The organism is Microbacterium sp. CCNWLW41, from assembly GCF_037083505.1.
In genome coordinates, this window is the sequence record NZ_JBAOJP010000008.1 from 207,358 (window position 1) to 220,767 (window position 13,410).

Sequence of the window (13,410 nt, forward strand, 5' to 3'; positions counted from 1 at the left end):
GCGCTCGTCCATCGCCCCACGACGAGGTGGACGCCGCACGAGACGCGCCGCAACCCGAACGACCTTTGGAGCGCCCTCCCGCATGCTGTATCCCGACCCGCACCCCGACGCCTCGTCCGAGGAGGGACGGCGATGACCGGGGTACTGGCGGAGGAGAAGCGTCCCGCGTCCTCGGTGGCGGCGAAGAGGACCGGTCCCGCGCGGACGCTGTCCGCGGACGGGACCGCGGGCTACCGCGCCGACATCGACGGGCTGCGCGCGCTCGCGATCCTCCTCGTGGTCGTGTACCACGTCTGGCTCGGCCGGGTGTCGGGCGGCGTCGACGTCTTCCTGATGATCTCGGCGTTCTTCCTCACGGCCTCGCTCGCGCGCCGGGCCGCCGGGGGAGGGCGGCTGCATCTCGGCCGGTACTGGCTGCGCAAGTTCCGGCGTCTGGTCCCCGCGGCCAGCGTGACGCTCATCGGCGTCCTGGCGGCGGCCTACTTCCTGTACCCGGCCACCGACTGGCCGCGACTGTGGCAGGAGACACTGGCGAGCCAGTTCTACTACGAGAACTGGTCCCTGGCCTTCAACGAGGTCGACTACTACGCGCGCGACGGCGCGATCGCGAGCCCGCTGCAGCACTTCTGGTCGCTCTCGGTGCAGGGCCAGGTGTTCGTCCTGTGGCCGTTGCTCATCGGCCTCGTCACCCTGGTGTTCCTCAAGCGACGCCACTGGATCCGTCCGGCGCTCGTCGTGGTGTTCGCGGCGGTGTTCGCGGTCTCGCTATGGTTCTCGATCGTCGAGACCCAGGCGCACCAGCAGTTCGCCTACTTCGACACCCGCACCCGCCTGTGGGAGTTCGCCGCCGGATCCCTCGTCGCCCTGGTGCTGCCGTCGGTCCGGCTCTGGCCCTGGCTCCGCGCGTCGCTGGGATGGATCGGGCTCGCCGGCATCATCGCCTGCGGCATCGTTCTCGACGTCCAGGGCGGGTTCCCCGGCTACCTGGCGCTGTGGCCCGTGCTCTGCACCGCGTTCGTCATCGTCTCCGGCGAGGGCGCCGTGCGCGGCTCGCCGGTGCGGCTGCTGTCCGCCAAGCCCCTCCTGTTCCTTGGGCGCGACGCGTATGCGCTGTACCTGATCCACTGGCCGGTGCTCATCACGTGGATCGTGGTCAGCGGTACCGGGCACCCGGATCTGGCCGCCGGCGCCGCGATCATCGGCATCTCGCTCGTGCTCGCGCGGATCCTGTCCGCCCTCGTGGAGTCGCCGTTGCGACGCGCGAAGATCCTGGACCGGTCGTGGTCGCTGAGCGCGGTCGTCGTGCTCGTCTGCGTGGGCCTCGTGGGGGCGACCACCTGGGGATGGCAGGCGCGCGAGCAGGAGAAGGCTGCCGAGATCATGGCCTCCGCTTCTGCGCAGGGGTATCCGGGCGCAGGGCAGCTGGACACCCCGCTGGACATCACCGACCCGGATGCGCCGCTCATCCCCGTCGCGACCGAGCTGTCGGCCGAGTGGGTCGCCGTCGGCGGTCCGTGCAGCGGCCGGTTCGCGCCCGCCGACGACGTGCTCAGCGGGTCCTGCGACCAGAGCCCGCACGCGCTCGACGCCGACCGGACCGTGCTCGTCATCGGCGACTCGCACGCGCAGCAGCTCGCCACGCCTCTGGAGCGCGTCGCCGACGAGCGCGGCATCGGCGTCGTGACGCTGCTCAAGGGCGGGTGCACGATCGGCGCCGAGGAGGAGGACCGGGGCGTGGGCGGCCCGGCGTGCCAGGACTGGCTCGGCGCCGCCCTCGCATATGCCGTCGACCTCGCGCCGGACGCGGTGTACGTCGTGACCACCCGGGCGTCCGCCGCCGAGCCGGAACGGCTGCTGCGCGGCGTCGAGACCTCGCTGTCGACCCTCCTCGACGCCGACATCCCCGTCCTCGGGGTCCGCGACAACCCGCGCTTCGCCTTCGACATGTACGAGTGCGTCGCCGGCGCCGATGACGGCGAGGACTGCGCGGTGCCCATCGAGGACGCGCTGGGGGAGGACGACCCGATGATGCGGCTGGACGAGCGCGTCATCCCGATCGACTACACGCCGTGGCTCTGCCCGGACGGCGTCTGCGAGGGCGTGATCGGCAACATCGCGCTCTACATCGACGACAACCACCTGTCGCGGGTGTATGGCGAGACCCTCGCCCCCGTCCTGGCGCGGATGCTCGACCGCAACGGCATCCTGCCGCGCTGAGCCGCGCGCTTCAAGGGTGCGCCCAGCGGCGCCCGGTAGACTCTGTCTGTCGTGCGCCCGGCGTGGCGCACCTGCACGTTGACGGGCCTCGAACGGCCGACAGAAAGCGACATACATGGATCTCCTCATCGTCGGGTCCGGATTCTTCGGACTCACCATCGCCGAGCGGGCGGCTGCTGCGGGCCGTAAGGTCACTGTGATCGATCGTCGTCATCACATCGGTGGTAATGCGTACAGCGAGGACGAGCCGGAGACCGGGATCGAGGTGCACCGGTATGGTGCGCATCTGTTCCACACCTCGAACCCGACGGTGTGGGAGTACGTGAATCGCTTCACGACGTTCACGGATTATGTGCACCGCGTGTACTCGACGCACAAGGGCGTCGTGTACCCGTTGCCGATCAACCTGGGCACGATCAACCAGTTCTTCCAGGCGGCGTACACGCCGGCCGAGGCGCGCGCGTTGATCGCGGAGCAGGCGGGCGAGTTCGACGCGCACGAGGCGAAGAACCTGGAGGAGCGGGGGATCGCGCTGATCGGGCGGCCGTTGTTCGAGGCGTTCATCCGCGACTACACGGCCAAGCAGTGGCAGACGGACGCGAGGGAGCTTCCCGCGTCGATCATCAGTCGTCTGCCGGTGCGGTACACGTATGACAACCGCTACTTCAACGACACGTGGGAGGGCCTGCCGACGGACGGGTACACGGCGTGGCTGGAGCGGATGGCGGATCACCCGAATATCGAGGTGAAGCTGAATGTGGACTTCTTCGACGAGGCGCAGCCGTTGAACAAGAAGGCGACCGTCGGGCAGGTGCCGGTCGTGTACACGGGGCCGGTCGACCGGTACTTCGACTACGCCGAGGGCGAGCTGGGGTGGCGCACGATCGATCTCGAGCAGGAGGTGCTGGACGTCGGTGACTTCCAGGGCACGAGCGTGATGAACTATCCGGATGCGGATGTGCCGTACACGCGCATCCATGAGTTCCGTCACTTCCATCCCGAGCGCGCCGACCGGTACCCGACGGACAAGACCGTGATCATGCGGGAGTTCTCCCGGTTCGCGGAGCGCGGGGACGAGCCGTACTACCCGGTCAACACCGCGTCGGATCGTGAGGGGCTGCTGGCTTACCGTGAGCTCGGCAAGGGCGAGAAGGACGTGTTCTTCGGCGGACGCCTCGGCACCTACCAGTACCTCGACATGCACATGGCCATCGGCTCCGCACTGTCCATGTGGAACAACCAACTGGCGTGAGGAAGAGCGAGGACATGGCTTCTGAGAAGAAGGCGCCCGGCGTCGAGGCGCAGGGCGCGCCGCAGTTCGTCACCGTCAACCACGCGGTGTTCCCGGTCGAAGGCGTCGCGGAGGTCTCCGCGCTCTACGTCGACACCGGCACCGGCGACGGATCCCAGCCCGGCGAGGCGTACGAGATCCTCGGGCGTCGCTCCATCCGGGTCTTCGCGCACCGCCGCGTCTCGCTGAGCACCTACTTCAACGCCTTCCCGGCCAGCTACTGGCAGCACTGGACGAAGGTGCGCTCGGTGCGCCTGGTCGCGACCCTCGAGGGACGGGGGCTGCTGTCGGTCTACAAGTCGAGTGCCCGGGGCCGCGCCTCCGCGCTGGCGTCGCAGCGGTTCGACGGCGAGTCCGTCTCCTTCGACCTCCCGATCACGTCGTTCATCGACGGCGGCTCGTACTGGTTCGACATCGCCGCAGGCGCGGAGGACGCGACGCTGGTGTCGGCCGAATGGCAGGTCGAGGCGCCGGAGGGGTGGACGCCGGGGAAGGCGACCGTCGGGATCACGACGTTCAACCGCCCCTCGTACTGCCTGAACCAGATCATCGCGGTGGGGCAGAACGAGCACGTCCATGACGTCATCGACCGCGTCGTGGTCGTGGACCAGGGCACCGACCTGGTCTCGGACCAGCCCGGCTTCGCCGAGGCGGCCGAGCGGCTCGGATCGAAGCTCGCCATCATCCGTCAGCCCAACATGGGCGGATCCGGCGGCTTCTCCCGGGCCATGCTGGAGTCGCTGGACTCGGAGGACAGCCGCTACGTGCTGCTCCTGGACGACGACGCGATCTCCGAGCCGGAGGCGATCGTCCGAGCCGTGCGCTTCGGGGACTTCGCGACCACGCCCACGATCGTCGGCGGCGGGATGCTCCACCTCGACGACCGCTCGGTGCTGTACACGCAGGGCGAGGTGTGGGACCCGCGGAAGAGCTGGATGCGTCCCTCGGGCGCGAGCGAGTACGACCACGACTTCGCCGAGGAGCCGCTGCGCGAGACCCCGGAGCTGCACCGCTACCTGGGTGCGGACTTCAACGGCTGGTGGATGTGCCTGATCCCCACGCAGCTGCTGCGTGAGCTCGGGCTGTCGATCCCGGTGTTCCTCAAGTTCGACGACATCGAGTTCTCGCTGCGGGCCCGGGAGCGCGGCTACCCGACCGTGTGCCTCCCCGGGGTCGCCGTCTGGCACATGGCCTGGCACGACAAGGACCCCACCCGGACGTGGGAGGAGTACTTCATCCACCGCAACCGGGTGATCACGGGTCTGCTGCACTCGCACGTGAAGGGCGGCGGCTACCTGCCGCTGCACAGTCTCCTCGGAGACATCAAGCTGCTGTTCATGCTGCAGTACTCGTCCGTGCGGCTTCGTCACGAGGCACTGTTCGACGTGTTCGGCGGACCCCACCGCCTCCCGGAGATGCTCCCGGTGAAACAGGCCGAGATCCGCGCGCTGCGCGGGGACTACATCGACTCCAAGGTGGTCGAGGATCTGCTGACGCTCCCGCCGGTGCGCCGCTCGTCGCGTGCACTGCTGGGTCGGGTCAGCCGGCCGACGAACCCGATCGCGGCGCTGATCCTGGCGGCCCGGGTCGGCGTGCGTCAGCTCCTCATCAAGCAGGCGTCGGGAAGCCGCCGCAACCCGGAGCGGATCATCCCCGCGCAGGACATCACGTGGTGGCGGTTCGCGGACATCGACTCGGCGCTCGTGACCTCCCCGGACGGGATCGGCGTGGCCTGGTACCAGCGCGACCGTGCGACCATGCACAAGTTCCTGTGGCGCAGCATCCGCCTGAACTGGCGGCTGTCGCGGCAGTGGAAGGCGCTGGCCGACCAGTACGCCCAGCAGATGCCGGAGGTGACCTCCCCGGAGAGCTGGCGGCGCACGTTCGCCGCGACGAGCGCGGCCGAGGAATCCGGCACGCACGCCGGGTGACGGAGGACGCGAAGAGGTGAGCGCCACGACGATCGGTGAGCCGGGCACGCCCCGGCGCTACCTGCATTCGCTGTGGCTGCTCTCGGCGCGGGATCTCAAGGTCCGCTATTCGACGAGCGTCCTCGGCTACCTGTGGAGCGTCCTCGATCCGCTCGCGATGAGCGTGATCTACTGGTTCGTCTTCACCCAGGTGTTCCATCGCACGGTCGGGGAGGAGCCGTACATCCTCTTCCTCGTCAGCGCGCTGCTGCCGTGGGTGTGGTTCAACATCGCGGTGAAGGACTTCACGAGGGCGTTCCGCAAGGACGCTCGGCTGGTCCGCTCCACGGCGATCCCGCGCACGATCTGGGTGAACCGGACCGTGCTGAGCAAGGGCATGGAGTTCCTGTTCTCCCTCCCCGTGCTGGCGCTGTTCGTCGTCGTCAACCTCCTCACGGAGACCGATCCGTCGAAGGTCGTCCACATCGGCTGGGGGATCCTGCTGTTCCCCGTCGCGGTGATCCTGCAGGTCGTCCTCCTGGTGGGTCTCGGGTATCTGGTGGCCCCGCTGTGCGTCCTGTTCAGCGATCTCGAGCGCACCACCGGCCTCATCCTGCGCGCGCTGTTCTATGCGACGCCGATCATCTACAGCGTGAAGGACCTCCCCGGGGTCTTCGAGCACCTCGGCGCCTACAACCCGCTGACGGGGATCATGATCCTGTACCGGGTCGCCTTCTTCCCCGATCAGTGGGTGACGTACCCGGTCGTCGTCAGCGCCGTGATGAGCGTCGGCATCCTCGCCCTCGGGATCTTCGTCTTCCGTCGGCTCGAGCGCACGGTTCTGAAGGAGTTGTGATGTCAGCGGCCATCACCGTCGACGGAGTCGGCGTCCGCTTCCGGACTCGCCGGCGCGGGCGCCCCAACTTCAAGGACCTGTTCGGGGGCTCATCCCGACGCTCGCGTTCGGGCGAGTTCTGGGCGCTGCGGGACGTCTCCTTCACCGTCCAGAAGGGGGAGTCCATCGGTGTGGTCGGGCGCAACGGACAGGGCAAGTCGACCCTGCTGCGCCTCGTGGCCGGGGTGCTGCTCGCCGACGAGGGGACGGTCCGGGTCAACGGCGGCGTCGCGCCGCTCATCGAGCTCACCGGCGGGTTCGTCGGCGACCTCACCGTCCGGGAGAACGTCCGGATGACCGCCGGCCTGCACGGCATGTCCAAGGCCGAGGTCAGCCGCCGGTATGACGGGATCATCGCATTCGCGGAGCTCGAGGACTTCCAGGAGACGCCCTACAAGCATCTCTCCAACGGCATGAAGGTGCGCCTGGCGTTCTCCGTGGTGTCGCAGCTGGACGAGCCCATCCTGCTCGTTGACGAGGTTCTCGCGGTGGGCGACAAGGCGTTCCGCGACAAGTGCTACCGCCGGATCGACGAGTTGCTCGCCGAGGGGCGGACCCTGTTCTTCGTCTCGCACAGCGAACGCGATCTGCGACGCTTCTGCACACGCGGGCTCTATCTGAACAAGGGTTCGCTCGTCCTCGACGCGCCGCTGGACGAGGTGCTGGAGCGCTACGACGCCGACCACGCGTCGTAACGAGCCCGAGCCAGCTCGTCGACACCCCCTCCCGTCGTCCAGACCCCCTCTGAGACACGTATCTGCGAGGGGGTCTCGACGCCCCGAGGGGGTCTCGAGGCCCAGAGGGGGTCTCGACAATAAGGGGAAGGAACGGGGGTCAGAGGCCGATCAGGGCGCGCAGGGACCCGAGGGCGCCCTTCGCCGCGTCGAGCGCCGGCTGCGTGTCGGATCCGGCCTCGGCGGCACCGCGCAGGTCCGCCAGGCGCGCGGCGTAGTCGCCGAGCGCGGCCGGCCAGCTCTCCGCCAGCGACGAGGGCGCCGGGGTGTCGTTGAGGATCTGGGCGTCCTGCTGGAGCTGGTCGACCACGTCCAGCGCCTCCTGCCCCGTCGTGCCCGTCACCATGTCGAGCCCGTTGACGGCGTCGTCCAGACGCGGGGCCACCGAGCCACGGAAGGTCTCGACGTCGGGATCCGGCGGCGGAGGCTGCTCGGTCGGGGGGACGGTCGGATCCGGGGTCGGCGCGGGCGTGGTCGGTGCCGGGGAGGGCGCCGTCGTCGGGGACGGGCCCCCGCTCGGCGTGGGCGAGGGCGTCCCGGTCGGACTGGACGACGCCGAGGGCGAGGAGGTCGGGTCCGGCCCCGGTGCGCCCTTCGGGATCATGAAGAAGACCAGCAGCGCCGCGATGAGGACGACCACCAGCACGAGGATCACGATGAGGGCGGCGCGGCCCTTCCGGTTCCGTTCGGGCGGGAAGACCCACTCCGCCCGGGGCTGCGTCGGCTGCTGATCGCTCATGTCACGCCTCCAGAGGTGCCATCGGCCGCCAGGAGCGGTCGCGTCCGAGTCGCCCGCCGTCGCGGAGACCCCGGAAGAGATTGCTGGTGCCCCGCACGGTCCGCTCGACGAAGAGCAGCCGGATGATCTCCTTCGCGAACGTCATCGCGGTGCCGAGACCGAAGATCACCGGGTTGTACACGCCGTGCACGCGGTAGTACTGCTTGATGTAGGCGCGATTGCGCATGATGTAGTACCGGTACGCGTTGCTCGACGCGTTCATGTGGCGGATGCCCATGTCCCACTGCTTGATCTCGCGCGTGCGGCGGAGCACGAAGTCGTCCACGATCACCGCGGTGGTCCTGCGGGACGCGAGCCAGCCGTAGACCTGGTCGTCCCAGTAGATGAAGAAGCGAGGGTCGGGGAGTCCGATCTGCTGCACGATCGAGCGATGGATGAACATGCCCTCGAAGCAGCCGCTGTTCATCTCCTTGAAGCCGGACGCGTCGAAGCCGGCGGGCGCGAACGGGATCGGGATCCCCATGCGCTCCGCCACCCGGTACTGCCAGTAGAAGGCGCTGCCGTCGTAGTCGTAGCGGCGCCCCTGGATGCTCTTGAAGCGCGGGGCCCACTTGCCCATCTTGGCCAGCCCGTCGGGCAGCACCTCGACGTCGTCGTCCATGAGCCAGATCCACTCCGCCCCGAGCTCATACGCCGTGCGCATGCCCTCGCTGAAGCCGCCGGACCCGCCGGTGTTCGTCTCCAGTCGCCGGTAGACGAGCTCCGGGCCGATCCGGTCGCGGAAGCCCTGCACGAGGTCGCCGGTGTCGTCCGCGGAGGCGTTGTCGATGACGACGACGCGCCCGGGCTTCGGGTCCATCGCCTCGATGCTCTCCAACAGCCCACGGAGCAGATGCGAACGGTTGTAGGTGACGATGACGATCGTCGCTGAGGCGGGATCGAACGCTGATGAGGTCACGGCAAGAGGCTCCGGCGGGTTGGGAAGGGCGGCCTGCGGCCGGGTTCCAGCCTACCCGCGCCGCTCGTCGATCCCGCCCCGCCCCGCGGGGCACGCGGGATCCCCGCGCGGAGGACGGGCCCGCGCTCACCGGGAGGGCAGTATGGGGAGCGTGCCGGTCTGCGCCGCGTCGATGTTCTCCCGCCACGACCGCGACTGACCGGCGCGCAGGGCGCACAGCACCAGCAGGAACCAGCCCGCGTCGGCGAGGGTGAAGCTCTCGAACACCGAGTCCACGGCGAGGGTGACCAGCACGAGCGGGGTCCAGGCGTAGACGACCGACCGGCGGACGCTCGCCACGAGCCAGGACCGGACGAGCGCGATCCCCCCGAGCAGGGCGAACAGGCTGAGCCCGGCCGCCCCCGTCTGCAGCAGCGTGTCGAAGAAGGCGTTGAGTGCCGTGCGGTGATGATCGCCGACGACGAAGTTGATCGCGTTGAAGGGGTAGTCCGTGGGCGTCCACGGACCGAACCAGCCCCACCCGTGGATCGGGCGCGCCTTCCAGTACTCCAGGAGGGCGTTCCAGAGGTCTGCTCTGGTGCTGAAGTCCGATCCGGCGTCCAGCCACGCGATGATCCCGTGGCGGAAGACGAAGGCGATCACGAGTCCCAGGGTCACGAGCACGCCGAGCGTCCATTGCAGCGGCGCCCGCCGCTCCGGCCGGGCGTGGCGGACGAGGACCAGGGCCGTCGCCGCGATGCCCACCGCGACGGCGAGGACGAGCACGGTCGGCGAATCGGAGAGGAGGGCGAGGAACCCCGCCAGTGCGATCGAGGGGATCGCCACGGGCGCCGCGACGGACTGGGAGCGCCACTCCACGACGAAGGTGATGAGCGCGACGACGGCGAGGAAGCCGAGCATGTTGCGGCTTCCGAACAGTCCCTGGACCGGTCCGCCCAGGGCGATGTCACCCTGCACGCCGAGGAACCGGATCGGCATGTCGAGGAGGATCCCGGACAGGATCTCCACGGCCAGGGACAGGCACAGCAGGATCCGCAGCGCGTCGCCGAGCGCGCGGACCGTCTGGAGGGTGTCGCGGATGTGGCCGATCACGACCGCGAGGAAGGCGAATCCGAGCAGCGCCGCCCACCCGCGCAGGGTCTGCGTCGTGTGGGTGGACCAGATCGCGGTGGACAGGGTCCACGCGAGGAAGGCGAGGAGCGTCGAGGGCGCCAGGCGCAGGGCGGACAGCTCCTCGCGGCGGACGAAGAGGATGCCGGCGCCGATCACGCAGAGCGACGCGACGATCGTGACGAGCGTCACGGTGTCGGTCAGCCTCGCCACGGCGAACGAGCCGAAGACGGCCAGCAGGGTGGCGAGGGTGAACGCCCGCGCCATCTCGACGGAGGACAGCAGGCGCGCCAGCGGATGGCGCGGTGCGGTCACGGCGTCCGTCCCGTCCCCGGCGTCGTCGCGCGCCGCTGCCGCGCGCCCCATTCCACGGTGCGGTCCCGCTCGCTGAGTCCGCGCCCGATGAGGGGGACCGACTTGATCTTGAACGAGAACAGCACGACGAGCATCCAGCCCCACAGCATGATGGGTCCGGACTCGGCCAGCCCCTGCACGAGCAGCATCGCGACGGTGAGGGTCGGCAGCAGCGCGAGCGCCGAGTACGGACGGCGAGCGTCGAGGTCCCAGCGGGGGCGGTCCACGGCGAAGAACCAGGCCCGCCACACCAGCGCCCCGTACGTGACGGCCATGAGCACCAGCCCGATCACCCCGAGCTGCAGGAGGACGTCGAGCCACATCTGGTGAGCGTGGAACACGGTGATGCCGTGATCGCGGATCCATCCGTCGAAGGCCGGATCCCAGGGGACCCACGGGGACGAGAAGCCGTTCCCGGCCACGGGGCGCTCGCCGGCGCGCTCGAGCACGCGCTCCCAGATCTCGAGGCGTCCTGTCAGGTCCGAGCTGCGGCCGAGCAGCCGGAAGAGGGCGTCGTGCGCGAACCACAGGACCGCGGCGGCGAGGACGGCGGTCGCCCCGAACACGAGGTACAGGGGCGTGCGCTGGCGCGGGCGGTGCGCGCGACGCATGAGGAGCGCGGTCACCAGGACGACGACGACGGCCGCCGCGCACGCGTAGGTCGTCGCGGACGAGGCGCGCACGAGCAGGCAGACGGCGATCGCGGACCACACCACGAGCGCGCCGCGTCGGCGGACCCGTGCCGCGAAGAGGACGCCGAACACGATCAGCGCCAGCAGGCACAGGATGGCCAGCGAGTTCGAGTTGCCGACGATGCCCTGCACCCGGCCGCCGTCGAACAGGTTGCCACGGACCCAGTACCAGTGCGGGTCGATCTTCCCGTCCGGCAGATCCGCGAAGTTGGGCAGCAGCGGGAAGCCGCGCAGTCCGATCCATGCCTCGACGACGAGCGACAGCCCGAGGATCCACTTGAGGGCGGAGGAGAGGGCGCGGACGATCTCCTGCCAGCTCAGGGCGAAGCCGATGAAGAGCGCGGTCACCGTGATCGCGGCCTGCAGCGCGCCCGTCAGGACCGTGGCGCCCGGCCATCGCGACCACAGCACCGAGGTCAGGCCGAACGCGACGTAGCCGAGCGCGGTCCACGGCAATCGGCGCCACGGGAAGGCGACGGGCCGCCGACGGACGACGAACGGGACGCCGATCGCGAGGACGCCGCCGAAGAGCACGACGAGCACGACGAGGGCCCCGGGCTCGCCGAGGAGGTTGAACACGGCCGTGTGCGCGAGGACCGCGAACAGCAGCAGCACGACGTACCCGCGCAGGACGATGTTCCCCGTGGACTCGCGCACGGGCGCGGTCGGCGGGGGAGCGACCGGGATCCGGGAGTGCTGCGCCACGAGGTTCAGGGTATCGCGCGCACTCGGGCGGGTCCGGGTAAGGCGCCGGCGGGGGCGAGCGCGGCCCGGCGCCCCTACGCTGAGGGCATGCTGCATGAGCTGACGAACACGCCGCGCGACTATGCGTGGGGATCCTCGACCCTGCTCGCCGACCTCGAGTCCCGCCCGCCGGCGTCGGGCCCGGAGGCCGAGGTGTGGTTCGGGGACCATCCCGGAGACCCGGCCGACCTCGGCGACGGCCGCACGCTCGACGCGGTCACCGGCGGCACGCTCCCGTACCTGCTCAAGCTCCTCGCCGCAGACGCGCCCCTGTCCATCCAGGTGCATCCCACGCGGGAGCAGGCTCGTGAGGGATTCGCCCGGGAGGCGGGCATCGGCATGGACGACCCGTCGCGCAACTACCGGGACGACAACCACAAGCCGGAGCTGATCGTTGCGCTGAGCGAGCGCTTCGAGGCGCTGTCGGGCCTGCGCCCGCTCGCAGAGACCCGTCGCCTGGTCGCCGGCCTCGGGTCGGCGCCCGGCGTGGTCCGACTCCGCGAGCTGCTCGCCGGAGACACGGATCCCCTGCGTGCCGCGCTGCGCTGGGCGCTCGCGGACGCCAGCGAGTCCGAGGTGGCCGAGGTGATCGCCGCGGTGGAGCACGGTGACGCCGCCAAGACCGGAGAGCTGGACCTCGTCCGCCGCGTGGCGGATCGGTTCCCGGGCGATCGGGGCGTCGTCGTCGCCTTGCTGATGAACGGCGTCGTGCTCTCGCGGGGCGAGGGACTCTTCCTCCGCGCCGGGCTCCTGCACGCGTACGTGTCCGGACTCGGGGTGGAGATCATGGCCGCGAGCGACAACGTGCTGCGCGGGGGACTCACGCCCAAACACATCGATGTGGCGGAGCTGCTGTCGGTCGTCGACACGACCCCGGGCGAGGTGCCGGTGCTGCGCGCGGACGCCGGCGCCGCGGAGCAGGCCTACCCCGTCTCGGTGGCGGATTTCGCGCTGCGACGGCTGACGCTGGATGACGCGCCCCGCGCGATCGAGGTGCGCGGCCCGGCGATCGTCCTCGCCACGGCGGGCGACGTGCGGGTGTCGGTCCCCGGCGGCGACGAGCATCGTGTGCGGGTCGGAGCTGCCCTCTACGCGTCGGCGGACGAGACGCGCCTCGTGCTCTCGGGCCCGGGCGAGGCGTTCCTGGCCGAGCCCGGCTCGCCCGCCTGACCCCCCTCGCCCTGCGTCGAGTGGTCAGCTTCTGCGGGCTCAGCATGGCGCGACCCACAGAAGCTGACCACTCGTCGGCGGGCGGACGCGCGCGGAGCGTCACGCGAGCGGCGACACGCCGGTGGCGCGTCGTGAAGGTTCAAGGCCCGGTTGAGGGTTTACGATCCGCGACTTGACCATGACGAATCACACGGGTGTAATTAGTGGTGCACGCGGCCCGCGATGCGACCGGGGGGCCAGACAGGGAGGGCGAATATGACGGGTTACCGTTCCGACATTCCCGAGGACTGGTTCGTCGACCCCGTCAACCTCGGCGTCCCCGGCGTCCGCCGCCCGCCGGCGGAGGGGGACGACAACGCCCTGGCCTGGCAGACCGACGCGCTCTGCTCGCAGACGGACCCCGAGGCGTTCTTCCCGGAGAAGGGCGGATCCACACGGGACGCGAAGCGGATCTGCGCCTCCTGCGACGTCCGGGGCGAGTGCCTCGAGTACGCGCTCAACAACGACGAGCGCTTCGGCATCTGGGGCGGGCTCAGCGAACGCGAGCGCCGGAAGCTCAAGCGCCGCGCGAGCTGACCATCACGCAATTCTTCGTG

General features: G+C 70.0%; 11 protein-coding genes. 7 read left to right on the forward strand and 4 right to left on the reverse strand.

Translation table 11 applies throughout. From position 1 onward, the window contains the following. Positions 1 to 132 precede the first annotated feature (132 nt). From V6R91_RS25575 to V6R91_RS25595, 5 genes are all read left to right on the forward strand, one after another. Complete coding sequence (locus V6R91_RS25575) at positions 133 to 2,217, forward strand: acyltransferase family protein (RefSeq protein ID WP_336397569.1); 2,085 nt, start codon at positions 133 to 135, stop codon at positions 2,215 to 2,217. Between the two features lie 115 nt (positions 2,218 to 2,332). Further along, positions 2,333 to 3,469, forward strand: a complete 1,137-nt coding sequence (gene glf / locus V6R91_RS25580) for a UDP-galactopyranose mutase (RefSeq protein WP_336397570.1) — start codon at positions 2,333 to 2,335, stop codon at positions 3,467 to 3,469. 14 nt (positions 3,470 to 3,483) lie between these two features. After that, positions 3,484 to 5,439, forward strand: coding sequence for a glycosyltransferase (locus V6R91_RS25585; RefSeq protein ID WP_336397571.1), 1,956 nt, complete (start codon positions 3,484 to 3,486; stop codon positions 5,437 to 5,439). Positions 5,440 to 5,455: 16 nt separating this feature from the next. Further along, positions 5,456 to 6,274, forward strand: a complete 819-nt coding sequence (locus V6R91_RS25590) for an ABC transporter permease (protein ID WP_067246616.1) — start codon at positions 5,456 to 5,458, stop codon at positions 6,272 to 6,274. Continuing rightward, positions 6,274 to 7,008 carry an ABC transporter ATP-binding protein gene (locus tag V6R91_RS25595; RefSeq protein ID WP_067246620.1) on the forward strand — a complete coding sequence of 245 codons (735 nt, stop codon included), beginning with the start codon at positions 6,274 to 6,276 and terminating at the stop codon, positions 7,006 to 7,008. Before V6R91_RS25590 ends, V6R91_RS25595 begins: the two co-directional genes overlap by 1 nt. Before the next feature lie 139 nt (positions 7,009 to 7,147). On the opposite strand, the gene V6R91_RS25600 is transcribed toward V6R91_RS25595, so the two are convergent. The 4 genes from V6R91_RS25600 to V6R91_RS25615 all read right to left on the reverse strand — a co-directional run bounded on the left by V6R91_RS25600 (position 7,148) and on the right by V6R91_RS25615 (position 11,605). Continuing rightward, a complete protein-coding gene (locus tag V6R91_RS25600; protein WP_231821266.1) occupies positions 7,148 to 7,786 on the reverse strand; it encodes a hypothetical protein in 639 nt (212 codons plus the stop codon). Position 7,787: 1 nt separating this feature from the next. Next, positions 7,788 to 8,744 carry a glycosyltransferase family 2 protein gene (locus V6R91_RS25605; RefSeq protein ID WP_067246624.1) on the reverse strand — a complete coding sequence of 319 codons (957 nt, stop codon included), beginning with the start codon at positions 8,742 to 8,744 and terminating at the stop codon, positions 7,788 to 7,790. 126 nt (positions 8,745 to 8,870) lie between these two features. Beyond that, positions 8,871 to 10,169 (reverse strand): O-antigen ligase family protein, encoded by a 1,299-nt coding sequence (locus tag V6R91_RS25610; protein ID WP_231821265.1) that lies wholly within the window; start codon positions 10,167 to 10,169, stop codon positions 8,871 to 8,873. After that, complete coding sequence (locus tag V6R91_RS25615) at positions 10,166 to 11,605, reverse strand: O-antigen ligase family protein (RefSeq protein WP_336397572.1); 1,440 nt, start codon at positions 11,603 to 11,605, stop codon at positions 10,166 to 10,168. Before V6R91_RS25615 ends, V6R91_RS25610 begins: the two co-directional genes overlap by 4 nt. 87 nt (positions 11,606 to 11,692) lie before the next feature. On the opposite strand from V6R91_RS25615, the gene manA reads away from it, so the two are divergent. Together manA and V6R91_RS25625 are read left to right on the forward strand one after the other, a co-directional pair. Then, positions 11,693 to 12,814: a mannose-6-phosphate isomerase, class I gene (gene manA / locus V6R91_RS25620; RefSeq protein WP_336397573.1), complete on the forward strand. Its 1,122-nt coding sequence runs from the start codon at positions 11,693 to 11,695 to the stop codon at positions 12,812 to 12,814. Between the two features lie 255 nt (positions 12,815 to 13,069). After that, on the forward strand, positions 13,070 to 13,390 hold the full coding sequence (locus tag V6R91_RS25625) for a WhiB family transcriptional regulator (protein ID WP_067246627.1): 321 nt from the start codon (positions 13,070 to 13,072) through the stop codon (positions 13,388 to 13,390). Positions 13,391 to 13,410 lie beyond the last annotated feature (20 nt).